General features: G+C 43.0%; 16 protein-coding genes. 11 read left to right on the top strand and 5 right to left on the bottom strand.

What is annotated here, in order from left to right; translation table 11 throughout:
• The first annotated feature begins 104 nt into the window (after positions 1–104).
• On the top strand, positions 105–656 hold the full coding sequence (locus tag Q4567_RS06195; RefSeq protein ID WP_216047007.1) for a hypothetical protein: 552 nt from the start codon (positions 105–107) through the stop codon (positions 654–656).
• Between the two features lie 9 nt (positions 657–665).
• On the opposite strand, the gene cynS is transcribed toward Q4567_RS06195, so the two are convergent.
• From cynS to Q4567_RS06175, 4 genes are all read right to left on the bottom strand, one after another.
• Complete coding sequence (gene cynS / locus Q4567_RS06190) at positions 666–1112, bottom strand: cyanase (RefSeq protein ID WP_216047006.1); 447 nt, start codon at positions 1110–1112, stop codon at positions 666–668.
• Positions 1113–1122: 10 nt separating this feature from the next.
• The gene (locus Q4567_RS06185; RefSeq protein WP_303499741.1) at positions 1123–2850 is read right to left on the bottom strand and encodes a bifunctional protein-serine/threonine kinase/phosphatase; all 1728 of its coding nucleotides are present in this window, start codon (positions 2848–2850) and stop codon (positions 1123–1125) included.
• On the bottom strand, positions 2837–3703 hold the full coding sequence (locus tag Q4567_RS06180; RefSeq protein WP_216047004.1) for a formate/nitrite transporter family protein: 867 nt from the start codon (positions 3701–3703) through the stop codon (positions 2837–2839). Before Q4567_RS06180 ends, Q4567_RS06185 begins: the two co-directional genes overlap by 14 nt.
• A 403-nt stretch (positions 3704–4106) precedes the next feature.
• Positions 4107–6533, bottom strand: coding sequence for a serine/threonine-protein kinase (locus Q4567_RS06175; RefSeq protein ID WP_303499740.1), 2427 nt, complete (start codon positions 6531–6533; stop codon positions 4107–4109).
• A gap of 155 nt (positions 6534–6688) precedes the next feature.
• Between Q4567_RS06175 and Q4567_RS06170 the strand changes: the two genes are divergently transcribed.
• Positions 6689–7297 carry an ECF-type sigma factor gene (locus tag Q4567_RS06170; RefSeq protein WP_216047002.1) on the top strand — a complete coding sequence of 203 codons (609 nt, stop codon included), beginning with the start codon at positions 6689–6691 and terminating at the stop codon, positions 7295–7297.
• A gap of 10 nt (positions 7298–7307) precedes the next feature.
• Here Q4567_RS06170 and Q4567_RS06165 read toward each other — a convergent pair whose 3' ends face one another.
• Positions 7308–8210, bottom strand: a complete 903-nt coding sequence (locus Q4567_RS06165; protein ID WP_216047001.1) for a PEP-CTERM sorting domain-containing protein — start codon at positions 8208–8210, stop codon at positions 7308–7310.
• A gap of 812 nt (positions 8211–9022) precedes the next feature.
• Between Q4567_RS06165 and Q4567_RS06160 the strand changes: the two genes are divergently transcribed.
• The 9 genes from Q4567_RS06160 to Q4567_RS06120 all read left to right on the top strand — a co-directional run bounded on the left by Q4567_RS06160 (position 9023) and on the right by Q4567_RS06120 (position 18304).
• Positions 9023–9631, top strand: a complete 609-nt coding sequence (locus Q4567_RS06160; protein WP_216047000.1) for a DUF4255 domain-containing protein — start codon at positions 9023–9025, stop codon at positions 9629–9631.
• A complete protein-coding gene (locus Q4567_RS06155; protein WP_303499738.1) occupies positions 9628–10431 on the top strand; it encodes a hypothetical protein in 804 nt (267 codons plus the stop codon). The genes Q4567_RS06160 and Q4567_RS06155 overlap by 4 nt, the downstream gene beginning before the upstream one ends.
• 90 nt (positions 10432–10521) lie before the next feature.
• Entirely contained in the window at positions 10522–12429 is a 1908-nt protein-coding gene (locus Q4567_RS06150) for a phage tail sheath subtilisin-like domain-containing protein (RefSeq protein ID WP_303499737.1), read from the top strand.
• Between the two features lie 24 nt (positions 12430–12453).
• The gene (locus Q4567_RS06145) at positions 12454–12903 is read left to right on the top strand and encodes a phage tail protein (RefSeq protein ID WP_216046997.1); all 450 of its coding nucleotides are present in this window, start codon (positions 12454–12456) and stop codon (positions 12901–12903) included.
• A 26-nt stretch (positions 12904–12929) separates the two neighbouring features.
• Positions 12930–15005, top strand: coding sequence for a phage tail sheath C-terminal domain-containing protein (locus tag Q4567_RS06140; protein WP_303499736.1), 2076 nt, complete (start codon positions 12930–12932; stop codon positions 15003–15005).
• Complete coding sequence (locus Q4567_RS06135) at positions 15005–15541, top strand: phage tail protein (protein WP_303499735.1); 537 nt, start codon at positions 15005–15007, stop codon at positions 15539–15541. Before Q4567_RS06140 ends, Q4567_RS06135 begins: the two co-directional genes overlap by 1 nt.
• Before the next feature lie 39 nt (positions 15542–15580).
• Entirely contained in the window at positions 15581–17068 is a 1488-nt protein-coding gene (locus tag Q4567_RS06130) for a hypothetical protein (protein ID WP_303499733.1), read from the top strand.
• Positions 17065–17235, top strand: coding sequence for a hypothetical protein (locus Q4567_RS06125; protein ID WP_216046993.1), 171 nt, complete (start codon positions 17065–17067; stop codon positions 17233–17235). Before Q4567_RS06130 ends, Q4567_RS06125 begins: the two co-directional genes overlap by 4 nt.
• Positions 17228–18304: a phage late control D family protein gene (locus Q4567_RS06120; RefSeq protein ID WP_216046992.1), complete on the top strand. Its 1077-nt coding sequence runs from the start codon at positions 17228–17230 to the stop codon at positions 18302–18304. Before Q4567_RS06125 ends, Q4567_RS06120 begins: the two co-directional genes overlap by 8 nt.
• The last annotated feature ends 3 nt before the right edge of the window (positions 18305–18307 follow it).

Raw genomic sequence — 18307 nt, 5'->3', positions numbered from 1 at the left:
GGCACGTTAATTGGATTTAGCATCCTTAAAGTATACAAACTTAAACACCTTGTTTTGAAGATGAATTCAAGGTGACGTTGTGAAAATACCGATAAGGATTGCTTATGAACACAAAAACCATTTCCTCTAAATTAACCACCAGTGCAGCGCTGTTACTGACGTTTTGTAGTCTCCTGTCAGCAGGGTGTGCAACGGTTCAGTCAACACCATTTGTGGCGGCCGAAGCATACGGTGAATTAGGTTTCAGCGACAAAAAACTCAGTGACGATCAATATCAAATCATCTTTAGTGGCAACGCAAAGACTGATAGCGTTACCGCCAAAGACTACGCTTTGCTGCATGCAGCGAACCTGACCATGGCTAAGGGTTTTGTCTGGTTTGAAATCATTCAAAGCGATACTGATGTTGAAACCAAAGAAGTAAAGACAGTGGTGCCCGATATGACAGCAAACCCAACAGCGACCTCTAGCTGTGGGGTTTTAGGCTGTACGATTACAAACGCATCTAATTATCAGGGAGGCACTATAATCTCAGAACGGGTAGCTGATAAAATCAGTGCCACCCTCGTCATCAAAATGGGCAATGAAAAACCGAGCAATCCAAACAAGGTGTTCGACGCACAGCAACTAGCGACTAACTTAGCCACCCTGAACTAAGCAAGCGTGTTAGTAAGATTTGTAGGGTAAGAACTTTCCTGACAGAACGATATTAACTCTATCTCCTGCAGGATTGTTTTCCCGTTGTATATCCATTGAAAAGTCTATGGCGCTCATAATTCCGTCACCAAATTCCTCGTGTATCAATGACTTAATTGTAGTGCCATAAACATTTACTAGCTCATAAAAACGATAAATTAATGGGTCAGTTGGCACGGTTTCAGGCAAAGAACCTTTGTATGGCACTACTTGTAGCCAAGCGACGGCATTCTCATCTAGATCAAACAGACTGCCTATTATTTGCGCTTGTTCAGCTGTGAATGTCATTTGCCCTAAACAACCTGCTGTTGTCCATTCTTTAGATTTACCTATTGCATCGGCTACTTGTTGCCAAGATATGCCGTTTTTCACTTTGTTTACTAATATTGCGGTTGTGACTTCTTCGCGACTTTTCATTGTAATGCCCTCAATTATTTAACAGATAGAATAAATAGATGTTTAATATTGCAAGTAGCGCACTTAACCATTGCCAAAAAAGCAGCGGACTACGTTCCAATAGTGGCGCTTTATTTTGTTGTAAAAACTGTGGGTTAGGGTGCCGTAAATCGTGGATAAACTCAGACAGCGCGTCGTAGCGTTTGTATGGGTCTACTTGCAATGCCTTACGTAAGCTTGCATCTACCCAGCTAGGTATATGTCTATGAGCATCTAAAACCGATTGATAATTTAACTTACGCTGTTGAGCAAAAGTACGTGTTTTGGCGACGTGAGTCTCATATGGATAGCGGCCACTTAGCATGTAATAGGTTAATACCGCTAATGAAAATAAATCAGAGCGTTGGGTTCCCACCTCACCTAAAAAATATTCTGGGGCCATATACAGTGCGGTGCCAGGAAAAGCGAGTTTGAGTTGTTTGTGGTCAAGCTCTTCAATGCCTGCCACCATGGTAGAGCCAAAATCGATGATTTTAACTGTACCATTTTGATCAATCATAATATTTTCAGGACGTATATCTTGGTGTAGCATCTCTAAGCGATGGAAAGCTTGTAAGCCCCGTCCTACCTGTTCAATTATATCTCTGACCGTGACCAAATCAGGGGTTGGGTTGTCGGTTAACCATTGTTGTAGAGATTGACCTTCAACAAATTCTGATAGTGTATATAGATAGTTTTTTGGGCGGTCAATGCTAGGGGCTTTTAACACGTGTACATTGTGAATACGACGAGATATCCACTCTTCCAAACAAAAACGTTCCAAATAGCCATCATCATCCTGTAAATCAACAGAAGGGGTTTTCAAAACAAGGGGCTGCCCAGTATCGATATCATTAACGAGATAAACGTGACTGCGGGCGGAATAATGTAATTGCCGAACAACATTAAACCCATCAAATTGGCAACCTGGATGCAATGGCGGAGGAAGTGGCATTTGTTCCACTAAATTGCTGACTGGACTGCTTGTTTCATTGCTAAGTTCTTGTATTTGCAGCAACTGCACGGTGATATTGTCGTTACTACCGTTTTCTAGTGCAGTATTGACTAAACGTTCAGCTAACCCATCGTTTACTAACCCATGGCTTGCTAATTGCGCTAATACAACGCTGGCATCAATAAAGTCATGGAAACCATCAGTGCACAGCAGCAAAATATCACCGGCTATCAAGCCAATCTGTTGATGATCAATTTCGATGCTATCGGCCATGCCTAAGGCGCGGCTGAGATAGAGCTGTCCTTCAGCGGCAATTTGCTGGTGGTCATTAGTGAGTTGTTCTATTGCACCTTGACGGCATAGGTAAATCCGTGAATCTCCCACATGGAACAGGTGCGCGTAAGTGCCTTTAATTACCACTGCAGCAAAAGTACACACATAACCTTTGTCGGGATCGTATCGGTATTCACTTTGTTTACTATGGGCAAACAACCACGCATTTATGGAAGTGATAACACGCTTAGCAGAGGTTTCTACTGACCACGCATCCGAGGTCGAATAGTAATCGTGAAGAAAACTATTCACCGCTGCCTGGCTGGCGATATGGCTTACTTGACTGCTACTTATACCATCAGCCAAAGCCGCAGCAAATCCATTTAATTGGGCTTGCATTGGCGTGGGTGAAGCAAAGCCACAAAAATCCTGATTGTTAACTTTTCGGCCAGCACTTGAGTACTGGCCGGTAACAATTTTAGTTGCTTGCATTTGGCGCAACAGTGCCAGACGCAATAGTTTCTGGAGAAACTTGAGCTACTTTTCGTTTCGAGCCAGTGCGAACATGAGTGGTATATAGTGTTAATCCAGTGAAGGCTAAACCACCGACAAGATTTCCTAATGCGGTTGGAATTTCATTCCAAATAAAGTAATCAACAACTGAAAATTCACCACCTAAAATCAGGCTGAATGGGAACAAAAACATGTTCACTACTGAATGCTCGAATCCCATAAAGAAGAACAAAAAGATAGGCATCCACATGGCGATTACCTTACCGCTTACATGGGTCGAAATCATTGCGCCCACTACGCCTAGAGATACCATCCAGTTACACAACATACCGCGAATAAATATAGTGAACCAACCCGCAGTACCATATTCAGCATAGCCTAGCGTTCTAGCTTCACCAATTGACGCTACTTTTTTACCGATGGCCCCTGGGTCAACATTAAAACCGTAGGTAAAAATAAATGCCATCATAAATGCAACGGTTAAAGCACCACCAAAGTTACCTAAAAATACCAATCCCCAATTACGTAATATGCCTTTTATGGTGACGCCAGGACGTTTATCGAGCCATGCTAATGGACATAAAACAAACACGCCAGTTAACAAATCAAACCCCATTAGATACAGCATGCAGAAGCCTACTGGGAATAAAATCGCGCCTAAAAGAAACATACCTGTTTGCACTGCAATAGTTATTGCAAATACCGCTGCTAATGCGAGTATTGCGCCAGCCATATAACCGCGAATAAGCGTATCGCGAGTGGACATAAATATTTTTGATTCGCCTGCATCGACCATTTTAGTGACGAATTCTGCTGGAAGTAAATAAGCCATAAGTACCCTCGTAAAATTAGTGTTCAAATTTAATTGTTGTTTCTCATGCCAATACATCTGGCTTGTCGTTTTCTACAGGCAAAAAAAAACGTTCAAATTCCTATACAGTGCATAGGAAGTTGAACGCCTTTGTTCGAATATTGTGACCGTAGACTCTTCGTTGAGTTACATTTTACTAAAAGCAAAAAATACGCCAAGAAATAAACCTATGTAAATCAATATTTTAGTTTTCTGAGACCCTGAGGCTTGAGTGTTATTGGTGCAATCACTCCCTGTTTTAAATCAAAGATTCACAAAAGACTATTAATCAAGGTGAGTAAAAAGCAAACACAATCTAGGTCGTATATTGCGCCATTTAATTACTTTTAGGTAACAGCAAACTGCTGAAAATGAAGCTTCCTAACTAATCCAATAACCATTTCATGGTGGGTAAATCTTCTCCATTTCGACACTTTTCGATGGCAGAGGGTAAGCGAGTTGCTGCATTGTACATGTAACCACTGAGTTGTTTGTTTGCGACAAATGGGCGCAAAAGTTGCTCGGCAGTTTCGAGGCTGATGCAAGCATCGGTTAATCTATCTACATCTCGATACATGTAGGCTAGAATCAAATGGGAAAATGCCCAGGTAGAATATTGGGAAGGTTCGGGTTTAGCTTTTGCCAAGCGCTTTTGCTCTGCAACTATATCAATTTGTTGGGAAATCGCTTGTTCAAAGTCACCCATTTCCGCCAACAATTGTGATTTTGCTTCGCGCATTTGCATGGCAAGACGGGTAATAGAAGCATCACCTTCTTGCAAGGTTTTCAGCTTTTCTGTGGTTGCTGTGGCTTTATCCAAAAATTCTACCGACTGCTTTTGGTCATGTAAATTTGCTGCTGCTCCATAGGCGATGTAATTTGTCCAAGACAATAAATAGAGCAACATAGGGTCGTTGGGCTGATTAGCTTCCAGTGCGCTTAGCCGACGGTCCGCTTCACGAAAATATTGAATTGCTTCAACATTATTCCTGTCAATAAAATCGGCCATGGCCAACCAATAGAAGCTGTAGGCTTGGTCTTGCTTTGCAATTGCACGTTTTTGCATCGCCTTAGGCCATTCTTGGGTATCTTCCCTTAATCGATTGGCATTTTCCCGTAAGTATTGAGAATCACCAGCCTGATCTGCCCTTTCTAAATCGGTATATAACAAATTTCGTTGGGCCAGATACCAAAGTTCACTTCTTTTGGGATGGGGGACTGATTCCAGTATTTTTCGGCCTTGGGCAATAGTCTTCTGTGCAGCTACTAAATCACTATCATCGTGAACTAAAATCATCCCTTGTGCTGCCATCAACTCTACTTTCGTGGCTTTTACATCGGGTAAGTTGGGCGCCGACGACAGCAGTTCATCCAACATCACTTGGGCTGTAGATAAGTTAGCGCGAGAAATAGTCACATCACCCAAGTTAGGTTCGGCAGGCACGCCAAAAATACGCGCTAAACGAATATATCCTTGCGCCGTTTCAAGTTTGAGCTCAGCTGATGCATTTGCCTGTTTACTCAGGTTAGCCAGATATTGTTGTCCTCTATGGGCCAAATCAGCACGAATGCTGGTGTTTCCAGCCACGCGTTTTAAATTATCGTACAAATCAAAAATTTGGTACTTTGCCAATGCTCTAACGTCATCGAATCGAGCTTGCGCCTGCACTAAATTTTGTTCGGCACGTTGATATTGATATATTGAGGTTCCCAACGCTGATAAAATTGCCACCAGTGCCAGTCCTGCAATCATTGACGCTTTAGTATGACGCTTAATAAACTTGCTAAATTTATAGGTGTTCGAAGTGGAGTAGGCGGTTACTGGGAATTGCTGTAAGTAGTTTTCTAGTTCGACTATTAACGCATTTACTGTTTGAAAACGGTGCTGTGGTAGTGCGGCTGTTGCTTGATTAATGATTGCTTGCAGTTCTTTTGGGATGCTGCGTTGTTTAAAAATAGCTTCCAGCAATTTACCTAAAGAATAGATATCAACTAAGGTGTTATTACCGTCACCTGTTGCACGTTCAGGAGCGGCAAAGCCTGGGGTAAAACTCATACTTGCTAACGAACTTGAAGCGTCAACATTGTCACTTCGAGTCGATGTAGGTTTGGCGATACCAAAATCAATTAATTTTACTTCACCAGCTTTATCAACCAGTACGTTAGAGGGAGTAATATCTCGATGAATGATCAGGTTTTGGTGCGCATAACGAACTGCTTCACAAGCTTTTATCAATAGTTGAATGCGTCTCGAATCGCTTAAGTTTTGTTGTTCGCACCACTTGGTTAGCGGCAACCCGTCAATATATTCCATCATAAAATACGGCATTTTTTGCGGTGTTTGTCCACCGTCGTAAAGTCTGGCTATATTGGGATGGTTGAGTTGCGCTAGGGTTTGTCTTTCCCGTTCAAATCGTTCGATCAGTTTCTCAGGTAACGCCTTAGTGCGTATCACTTTAATGGCGACATCATGTTCAAAGTCACCGCTGTCACGTTTTCCTTTGTAAACTGCTCCCATACCACCTTGGCCAATTAATTTGATTATTTTGTAAGCACCAATTTTTTCGGGCATATCAATCGTATCGGAATCCACATCGACCTTTCCGGTATGCATTACATTTTCGGAAATCTCATCTTTTTCTAACAGCTGCAAGACCCGATTTCGCAATTTAGTATTTTTCCCTGTTTGCTCTGTTAGCCAATCACTGCGTTGTTCTTTAGGGATATCTAAAGAAGCTTCAAATAGTTGCATGGCTTGTAATTCAAATTGTGTTGATTCAGTGGTCATGGTTTTATCCCAGATAACGATCATTCGGGTTGCAATGGTTTTCAGTTTAAATCGTATATACAATTTAAATATTCGACATATATTACTGATTTTATTATTCTAAACTGAGCATCTATGAAATATATGCTATTTGGGTTTAGTTGCAATTGCTATTTAAGCAACCGTCTTTCGGAATAAACATGTCATCTTCTAGCTCTCATTCTAGCTCTAATACTGGCTCTGTTGAGCAAATGCTAGCTGCCTGGCGAGAGGGAGATATCAGCGCGCGCAACAGGCTTTTTGATGTGTTATACAACGAATTAACCCGCCTTTCTGCCTTTTGCCTAGAACGTGAAGGTGGTGTTTCTTTATCTGCCGGCGATCTGGTGCATGAAGCTGCTATTCGTCTAGTTAATCTCGAACAAATAAAATGGCAAGATAAAGCCCACTTTTTAGCATTTTCTGCGCAAATTATGCGTCGCGTTTTAGTCGACCATGCCCGTAAAAAATACGCAGATAAACGCTCTCACCAAAAAGTGACTTTACTCACTAACCATTCTGCAGACCATGATCGTGATGATACTTTTAGTTTGTGCTTGCTCGATGATGCCCTCAACAAATTGGCCAATATCGACAAGTCACGGGCGCAAATAGTTGAAATGCGTTATTTTGGCGGCGTGTCCATTGATGAAATCGCCGCCGTAATAGGCACATCCCCTTCAACAATCAAGCGTAACTGGCGTGCATCTCGTGCTTGGTTGTTGAACGAGCTTGATATGCAAGATCAGATACCCGATGCCGAAACGTAATTTCATCGGCTTAGCTGACTATAAGCTTACGCCTGGTGAAGAACAGCGCAATTCCTGATGCAAATAACAACAAGGACTCAGGTTCTGGGATCTGACTAGGATCGCCGTCATCTACAGGCAGTTTAGCTAATCCCATAAAATCACCTGAACTAGAATAAGCATCCACTCCATCGGCAAAATTCATGTTGAATGACGCTGTGTGTAAGAAATCTGCATCGTAGGCCTCTAATCCGTCTCCGTAATCTGAATTAACAATTACATTGGTAAAAGCAAAAATATCGTAAACCTCGTAATCTGATGCAATCTCCACTGACCCCAACGCACTGGTAAATAGATCGTAGAAACTACTTTCTGCCTCAGCGTCAATAGAATCATAGGCTGAACTATACTCGTACAAAACGGGCGAAGAATCGTTAAAACCAGGCACAAAGTTATTCCACGATACTTCACCTGCATTATAGACCGCAATGCCTACATCATAAAAAATACCAGGTGATGTATCTACGCCTGGAATCAATGGTGCGCCCGCATACACCTCTAAGAAGCCTTCGATATCAAAGCCCACATCCCAGCTACTTCCTGCTCCATTTTTAATGGTCACTCTTTCACCAAAACTACCAAAAGTTTGCAGTCCATCTAAAGTTGACCCATATTCAGAGGAGTACATCTTTACGGTACCTTCACTTAGGTTAACAGTGGATTCTGAATATCCCGAAACACCTTGGCTAAGGGTGGCTTCAGTTTCACTATTTACCCTAATCCCATCTATTATTTCCCCTGCGCTTACTCTAAGGGCAGGTCTAACAAAGTAAGACGGATCATCGATTATGACAGCAGATATTGCCGGTTGAATAGCACAGACACTAAACAGTACTGCACTGCTTGTTCTTATAATGTGTTTTCTAAGTTCCATTTTCTTTCCTAATGTAAATAAATTTGCCTACTTAGTTTCCTTGCAGTACTCCAGTGTTAAACAACACAAACCTGCAAACTTCGTTTTAGTAACAGATATATTAGCGATCGAAAAAACCGCTATTTTAAGTAGGCGTAATTTTGAGAATTTAAGGTCAAAATATGTGCATTATTTTTAATAAAGAGATGTTAAAGAAAAATTTAAAACGGAATAAATGGATTTTATTGATATCAAATAGCCCCATAATAAAATTGTTTTGTAGCCTATAAGCAACACTCGTAGTCGTTTTAAAATAACCATTTTTCACTGGTTAAATGAGAACGCTACAACACTTCATATTTATCCTAAAAATTTTTCGATTTGTTCGGTTAACGAGAACGTAGTTTAGAACCAGCAGTAGTAAGGCTTGCCAACTTATGGGGATTGTTTTTGAAGTATACATTTGCTCAAAATATGATCTTTTGGGTCGTTATTAGGTTGCAATAAGTTATAAATCGCCTAATATTTAATCGTTGGCAGTTTTAGGTTTTACCGCTTTAGATATAGGATTTTGCATTTCCTTCCTGAATTTATCTCGTAGTTAATAGCGAGCATTAAGAAAAAATACCCAAGGGTATTGTGATCAATATTTTTTAAATAGCAGTCTAGCAAATCTGTTCAAGTCGAGAGCATATGGAGCCTCGTGTGAATTGGGTGAGCTCATTGATCGTGGCATTTAATTAAAGTACGTGTCGATGCTCCTCAGATAAAGCTCTTATTTTTAAACAGGTTAATTGTTCAATGGATGAGACAATGTTTATGAGTGTACAGAAATGGCTGACTTTGCATCTGTAGCCGCGGTCGGAAGTAGTTTGGTACGGTTTTTAAGCCACTGCTTTGATCAACAGCAACCCATACCCGGTGGATCGAGTTCTACTGACACCACTGTTGTGCTTGCTCGAACCGAAGATTTAAATCTCGAAGATAATCCGCTTATCACACCACCTTGTCTCGCGCTGTTCTTATATCGAGTTGATTTCAATAGTACCAGTAGGGCTGCATATTCAGGAAAAGCAATGGCTAAAGGCAGGGCCTACTTGCCTCTTGAGTTTCACTTTTTGATGATTCCATGGGGAATTACAGCGGATCAAGAATATCGAATTCTTGGCAGAACCATGCAGTGTTTAGAAGATAATCCTTTGCTAACTGGGCCCATGCTTGACCCCGTCACGAATTGGGCGCCCAACGATAGTATACAAATTAGTTTAGAGGATTTGTCTACCGAAGACTTAATGCGAATTTTTGATTCACTTCCTGTGGACTATAAACTATGTGTGCCATATATGGCCAAAATGCTAGTTATGCACGGCCGCCGACAAGAGCCGCTTCGAGAAGTTGGACTTGCGACTCAAAAGCTCACCAGTGAAGTGGTGCAGCCATGACAATCGCATTATTTAATTCAGCAATTGCTGTCAATAAACGGCTGTTACTCGGTATTTTGCCGGTCGATGCGCTAACCCGCGATGATTTACCCTTTGCGGTGAATATCGATGTGGAGCAACCCTCAGATATTCAATTATTAAGGCATCCATCTGGACGATTTTCATTGGCCTACCGCGCTGATTTGAGCAGCGCAATTCAAATTCGAATTTTTGATGCATATCGTCGCTATGTGCCCCGCAGATTATCAATATCAGTGTTAACCCTGCAACAAATTTTGGGCATAGAGTCGGCGCAGCCAGAAGATTATTTGCAGTCACGGCAGCGACGACCGGTAATGTACCCTGGCGCTGGATATCCAATCAATGGTCGTACTACTGGTTTACGGGGCAAAGTCATGTTTAATGATTCGCCCCTGCGTTGGAGTATTATTGAGTTGCGTTCGCCGTTAGATTCAAACACGGTTTTAGCGCGAGCTAGGGGAGATGATCGCGGAGAGTTTTTAATACTTATTCCGCCCAATGCGGTGCCTGATGAAAGCCTTAATCAAAGGGTTTCATTTGAATTAATGGTTTACGCCAGAGTTACCCCTATTGCGCAGCCGCCTGCCGACAACCTAGACCCTTATTGGGATTTGCCTATTGAAGTCGTCACCGATCCACAAGCAAGTGATCCTGTTAGTTCGGGAGAAGTCATTCCTACTGACTACGTGGCGTCACAAAGTTCAGTGTCTATATCTTTTCAATTGAGTCAGATGTTGTCTAGTCATGACGTCAGCGACATTGTTTTCAATCCACCTTAAAGAACGCCTACATGTTCATTTAAGCGAAATTCTAAATTGTATAAACGAATTAATCATCGGATTAGCCGATAGTAAAGGAGCACAAGAGCCATGCCAGAATATCTAGCCCCAGGCGTCTTTGTAGAGGAAGTTAGCTTTCGATCAAAATCAATCGAAGGTGTACCAACCAGCACCACAGGTTTTGCCGGAATGGCGAAATGGGGGCCGGTTTGTTATCGAGAGCAAGGGATACAAGGACCAACAAGTTGCGAACCAAGACTGATAACTAGCTTTACTGAATTTGAACGAGTCTATGGCGCGTTAGAAAACATTCAAATAGATGACGGCGGTACAATTGCGCCACGATTGTCTTATCTTGCCCACAGTGCCAGAGCATTTTTTGAGAACGGCGGGAAGCGTTTGTACGTTTCTCGTGTTTTTGCAGCAAATACAGGGGCCGATTCAAGCGATTTTGATACTGCAGCAGATGCTTGGGGGATTGGCCGCGCGGCTGTTCCTATTAGCGGCAATTCTGATGCGATTTTACAGGCCAGATGGCCAGGTGAAATGGGCAATATGTTTGTCAAAGTATTGGTTACCCGAAGTAAAAATATCGCCTATGAAAATGATGATTTAGGTTTAGTACAAGTGCGAGGTGTACAAAATGGGGCGGTCGTCGAGGTAACCGCTGAGGCAAATTTACCCGCGCCTGTGGGTAATCAACCGCTGGATATAGATACTCTAAGGGTAGTCAGTATTGATTCTGACGGTCAACAAACTTTTATTTCTGCTGCTGATGGTAGCACTACGGCACTTGTCGATACTGACGTAGTGCAACTGATCCAATTACGTATTCAAGTGACCATTGGAAGTCAGATTAGTGAGTATGCTGAGCTTGCCACTGACCCGGCGCAAAAACGATACTTAGGGCGAATTTTTGATATTACAAATCCTGAAGATCCCAATTGCCCATTTTGGTTTAATTGGGAGCCTACCGCTGGTAATGAGATTGCAGCGGCCCAATTAGCCGCTGATCTTCGCGGTCCTGATGGCGCTGATGATATTTACGGCTATCGATTCGAAGGTGGTAATGATGGCGTGATGGTCAGTCCTGACGATTTAACCGGAAGTGCAGCGGATCCTGATGATGCTAGTCTTAAGGCAACCGGTTTAGAAGCGTTAGCCGAAGTGGAAGATATTGCCATTGTTGCCTTGCCTGACTCTGGGGATATGGGCTCACCTTTATTGAGTCGGGTTGCCGCGCAAAGTTTAGTGTCTCACGCAGAACGAGAGCGTTATCGAATTGCAGTTGTTGATGGACCCATCAATAGTTCGTTAAACGAAATACGTGATTTTCGTGCGCAATTTGACAGTAAATATGCCGCTTTATATTACCCGTGGATCAATATCTTTGATCCCAATGAACGTTTTTCACAAGGTACCCCCCCTAGACAGATTGCATTGCCTCCCTGCGGATTTATAACTGGCATTTATGCCCGCAATGATATTGAACGAGGAGTGCATAAAGCACCTGCTAATGAAGTGATTCGTGGTTTGACTCGGTTCGAGTTGAATATTAACAAACCCCGTAACGAAGTAATTAATCCTGAAGGCATCAACGCTTTACGTTATTTCGAAGGGCGTGGCTTCAGAGTGTGGGGCGCGCGCACCATGAGCTCTGACCCTGAGTGGAAGTACGTCAATGTACGTCGCTTATTTATCTTCATTGAAAACTCAATTGATCAAAGCAGTCAATGGGCTGTGTTTGAGCCAAATAACCGGATTCTTTGGGACAACATTCGGCGCATGGTGGAAGATTTTCTGCTGGTTTTATGGCGCGATGGCGCGCTACTAGGAGCAAAACCAGAAGATGCATTTTTTGTTCGCTGTGACCGCACCACTATGACTCAAAACGATTTAGATAACGGTCGTTTGGTTTGTTTAATTGGGATTGCACCAGTAAAACCTGCGGAGTTTGTGATTTTCCGGATTGGACAATATACAGCTGATGCAAGCTAACTAATTTACAAGAGGACTATTGTTATGGCGACATTTAGAGAAGATCCCTACAGCGCCTTTAATTTTCTAGTATCACTCAATGATGGACAGGAATCCGAGTTAGTCGGTGGGTTTTCTGATGTCAGTGGTTTAGGGGTAGAGGTGAGTTATGCCGAGTACCGAAATGGTAATGAAAAAGTCAATACTGTGCGCAAAATTGCCAATACTTTCAAAGTGGATGACGTCACTTTAAAACGAGGCTTAATTGGTTCTACTTCCTTATGGGAATGGTTGAGTAATGTCAGCGCAGGAGCCCATGAACCGCGATTAGTGGTGATTACCTTATTGGATGAAGCAAGAGAAGCTGTAGCCAGTTGGGAGCTTCGCAAAGCTCAACCGAAAAAATGGACTGGACCCTCGTTGGCCGCTAAAGGGGGCGGAGAAGTGGCGATGGAAGAACTTAGCTTAGTCTGTGAAGGCTGTAAATACAGTTAATTGGTTGGTAATTTAGGAGCAATTCAATGGCGTTAGGCATGGTACTTGGTGCACCTAATATCATCTCCATAGCAGATCGAACTCAGCGTCAACTGGATCAGGTAAAAATGGATGTGTGCGCTTTTGTGGGCGTTGCTCCTAAGGGGCCGTCAAGGCGTCATCAAATTACTTCTGATGAAGAACTCGATTTGCAAAAAATTGCCAATAATTGGTTAGTTAGAGATAGAACCGTCGCTGTAAAAGTGAGTAGTTGGGAGCAGTTCAGACGTCTTTATGGCGGCTTTGAATCCCCAGCAAGATTGGTTTACGCAGTTGCAAATTTCTTCGAACAGGGTGGTCAAGAGGCCTACATCTGCCGGATTGTCCATGAATATGCAGACAACATCGTGAATGCTGATGCAGTGGCATCTTGCCAAATTCATAACCTGAGCGCTGATGGTTTAGCCATAGGTTTAAGTGCAAAGAACGAAGGTATTTGGGGAAATCAACTCAAGGCCGCGGCAGGCATTTCTTTTACTCCTATTGAGTTTTTAAGGGACATCAGTGACACCACTTCAGTGTGTTTTGCGGCAACTCAGGGGTTGGAAAGTGGATGTTTATTACGCTTGCTTAATGATGATGCTCATCATCCTGAGGAGCAATTCTCAGAATATCGCTTTATCAACCAAATCAAATGGCAAGGCAATACCCTCGCTGCATCGGAATTTTGGAAACTGGATTTCAGTACTGCTCCGTTACCCAGTAAACCCACGAAAATTGAATGGGTAGAAGGTCAATTTAGTATTATTGATAGTGCAACAGGAATAACCGAAGAATTTATAAAACTAGCATTCAGCCCTAGTCATCCGCGTTTTCTAGGACGGGTTTTATTGACTGAGTCGAATTTAGTCGATCCGCAACTTGACTGGTTGTTAACTGAGCTTGTTCCAGTGACCTTGGATCCCTTTAGTCAAAACTTAGACTCGCTAAGCAGTGCGCAGCAACTAAGCGTCAATCCTTGTTTGTTTAGTGGTGGAGAAGATCGTTATCAGGATATAGATCACGCAGATTTCTTTGATACGAGTTGGGTGCCAGGCGATGAGCATTTTGGCAGCGGAGTACATTGTTTAGCGAACCTAGTTGATTGCTCACTATTGGCAGTACCAGATTTATATGCGCCTGAGTCTTTTGACAAGGTAGATCATAATCTTCAGCCTGAATTGTTGTCTGGCGCAGATTTCGCTCCTTGTTTTGAAGTGGAAACTGAGTTGCTGGAAGTTGACAAAGCGCTCCCTTCATTACCTAAATTACGCTTAGATCCGCAAGATCATCAAGACCGAGAACTAATAATAGCGCTGCAACAACAGCTCGTTTATTTCGCCAGTCAATTGAAAGAGTTTGTGGTGTTGCTAGACGTACCACCAGAGCAGACACCGCAACAAATATTGCAGTGGCGGTCTAAGTTCAACAGTGAATATTGCGCCGCATATCATCCTTGGTTAAAAGTGAATCAATACAATCCCGATGGCCAAGTTGGCGGCACACCTAAGATTATTAATCCTTCTGCGGTGGCAGCTGGCGTTATCGCGGCAAGTGAATTACAGCATGGATTGACCCATGGTCCTGCGAATCGACTAGCTAAATCGGTATTTTCTTTACAAATTAACGTCTCCGAAGATTTTCATAATCAGTTGCATCCAATAGGTATCAACGTCTTTGTGCAGCAGCGCGACGGCATTTGGCTAAGTGGCGCAAGAACCATTAGTCAGCAGCGCCAATGGAGGCAACTCAGTGTGGTCAGACTAATGGTGATGTTGAAAAGGGTGCTGTTACAACAGATGCAGTGGGTGGTATTCGAACCCAATACCCCAGCGTTATGGCTAGATGTGAAGTTCAAACTTGAGAGTTTTTTGAAACAACTGTTTATTGCCGGCGCCTTTCAGGGGGCAGCTCCTGAGCAGGCCTATTTTGTACGTTGTGATGAAACCTTAAATAACGCTCAAATTATCGATTCGGGGAGGTTAGTTGCGCATATTGGAGTTGCTCCAGCAGAGCCCTTGGAATACATCGTTTTACAGTTTAGCCGCGAAGCCGATGGGTCTTTGAAAATGGTGAGCAAATAATGGAAACACGATTTCTACTGTCAAATTTCAATTTTGAAATTAGCTTAATTAAAGCTGCAAATATTGAATCTGGGAGCAATCTTTCGCCAAGTGCAAATAGCAGCGGTAAAGATGTGTTGGGAGATGGAGGCTTCGCTGAATGCAGCGGTTTAGAAATACAAATGGACGTGCAACAGATTCAAGAAGGTGGACGAAATGATGGTGTAATCCAGCAAGTTGGTTACGCCAAATATCAAAATCTAGTGCTCAAAAGAGGCATGTTTTATAACAGCGATAACAAACTTGCCACAGATGTTTGGGAATGGATTCAATCGGTGGTGGGAGGAAGCCTACCGGTTACTCGGTATGACGGCATTATTAAGGTCTATGGTCATCGAAAAAACACGTCCAAAGATGCGCCAATTATTGCCACTTGGGCTTTTGACCGGGCATTGCCCACTAAAGTCAGTGGCCCCAGTCTCAATGCAAAAAGCGGTGATGTTGCATTAGAGGAACTGCACTTAGCCCATGAAGGTTTACGGATGTTAATTGACTAGTGTTTTAAGCATTGTGATAACAATATAAGGATTGTATTAGTGAGTAATTTAGTAAAAGCAACATTACAAAAGGTCTTGGCTGATGAAGCGGAAACCGAAGATGGTGAAGCTTTTCCTGTGCAGTTTAATCCGTCCTCTTTAAAAATTCGCATCACCAATCAAATTGAAGGTGGTCGTTCAGCTGCCAAACAGGTACGCCAACAAACGGGGAATAGCTCTCGTGTCCTTAGCATGGAACTTGTTTTTGATACTGCCGATGAAGGCAATCAAAATGCGCCTGTTTCGGTGCGCCAAAAAACCAAACAATTAGAACAATTTATATCCACACCAGAAAACAATCCTGATCCGCCTCCTAAACTTAAATTCAGCTGGGGAGACCTTACCGTCGTTGGTATTGCTGACAGTATTGATGTCAGTCTGGAGCACTTTGCAGCTAACGGGTATCCGTTAAGAGCAAAGGTTAATTTAAGTATAAAAGAGCAAGACCCGACAATCGTTTTTAAGCCTGCAAATCGCGGTACTGGCAATGCAAAAAGTCCAGGAGCGAAGCCTGCATTACCAGGAGCTGGAACTAATTTAGGCTTCTCTGCAGGTGTGAGTATGGGGGCGGGATTAGGTGTCTCTGCAGGCATAGGTATTAGCGCTGGTATAGGTGTTAGTGCCGGTATCGGCTTATCCGCTGGAGCAAAAGTGGGTTTAGCGTTAGAGGGGGAAATGGGCGCTGAGTTCGCTGCCAGAATGGGAGTAGACCCAGCCGCATGGCGAGGCTTGGATACTGGCTCAAATGGAGGGGGAAATCTTGCCGCCGGCAGTCAGGTTGCGTTTAATTCAGCCTCAGATAGTAGTCCTGGTATAGGTGTTAGTAGTGGTGTAAATGCCGATTCAGATGTTAACCAAAAAGCATCTTCGGCTTTAAATTTGTCCAATTCCTCAGAGTCAGATATTGCCGGCTCTATGGTTTCCGCAAATAACAAAGGCGATGCTGATTCTGCGGGCAAAGCAATGTCTAGTCTCGGTGGTATTGGTGCAACGATTAATGCCGTTAAATTTCAAAAGAATCAACAGCAAACCCAAATGAGTGTGTCTGCATTTGGCATCAATAGCGATTTGTTCAGTTCTGTTAGTTTGGCCGATCGAGAACTCGCCATTGCAACTGATAACAATGCGTCTATTACCCGTACCCCTCTGGTTCGAGCACACAATACAGGTGTTACAAAAGCATCAGATGAATCTGCTGTTCTCTCAGAAGTTATCGATCAAAGAGCGATCACCTATGGTCAAGGCATTCCATTAGAGCCTTTATTTGGCGTGTCGCAAACTCAAAGCCTTTTGAAAGTGTACACAGACCGTGATAGTTCCATTGCTCGCAATACGCGAGATGTCCCTTTTAGTTCTAACGCCTCGACTCCGGCTTGGGTGGCTTTACCTCACAAAGATACTCAGCGACAAGCAATTGATTCTGGGTCAAAGGGGAGTTCAAGTTCGGGCCAATCGAGTGCATGTCTATGTAATGGAGTAATGAAATGACCGCCTATATTGAGCGCATTGTAACTGAAGTGGTTGTTCAACCTGAGCGTGAGCAAGGTAAACAAGAAACGGATATGCGCTATCTAGAACAACAAAAAATAGAAGCAGCGATTAAACGTCAATTTAGTAAATCACAACGAACTAAAGCAGAAGGTTTGGATGACTGACTCGCTATTTTTTAACGCCAAACCAGCATTTAACGTGGATGGTGAAGACATCAATGAACTGATTCGAGATGTCGTGTACATGAGTGTAAAAGAGGGGCTAGACGGACTCAAAACCCTTGAAGCAAGGTTTACCGCAATTGGACCAATGGCAGGGCAAAGAGCAGAGAGTTTGTTGTATTTAGATGGACGTTATTTGGATTTCGGCAAACAGGTGAAAGTAGCCATTGGTGCAGGTAGCCGGCAGCGATTGATTTTTAATGGCTATATCAGTGCGTTGGAAATCCATTTTGAAGAAGGACAAGAGCCAGAATTTAGTTTTTGCGCGGAAGATAGATTGATGGATTTACGTATGACTCGTATCTCAAAAACCTACGAAGAAATGAGTGATCAACAAATTGTCGAGGAAATCGCCAACCAACATGGTTTACAAATTGAGGTGGATGCGGATGGACCTACTTATAACCAAATTCAGCAGTGCAATATGAGCGATCTTGCGTTTTTGCGGGAGCGCGCCCGTTTACTGCAAGCAGAAGTATGGGTAGATGCTGAAACCTTACATTTTAAAACGCGAGATAAGCGCAGTGGCACTAGTTTGACGTTAATTCGAGGCACAGATTTGATGCAGGTACGGGTAAGTGCAGATTTAGCCCATCAAAAAACAAAAGTGCACGTTGCTGGATATGACGCTATGCAAAAACAACCCATCGATGAGTGGGTAGATGAAGATGCCATTAGCAGCGAAATCGGAGCAGGGCGTTCAGGTGTCAGTATCTTGAAAAATGCCTTTGGTGAACGGATTAGCAAACGCGTAATGGAAGTGCCCTTGCAAGCTGAAGAAGCTTCAGTTTGGGCGATAGCTGAGATGCAACGCAGGGCGCGGCAATTTGTAACTGTCAATGCCATATCGGTAGGTGTTGCAGATTTAGTAGTCGGTAGCTCTATTACTTTAGAGCAAATTGGAACACCGTTTTCTGGAGATGGTTATTACGTGACTAAGCTGGAGCAATTATTCACCTTGGCGGAGGGGCATCAAACTCATTTTGAAGCTCAACGAGCATATATTAATTAGCGA

The sequence above is a fragment of the Aliiglaciecola sp. 2_MG-2023 genome, from assembly GCF_030548145.1.
Lineage (GTDB): Bacteria > Pseudomonadota > Gammaproteobacteria > Enterobacterales > Alteromonadaceae > Aliiglaciecola > Aliiglaciecola lipolytica_A.
This window is presented reverse-complemented; position numbering and strand designations above follow the sequence as displayed.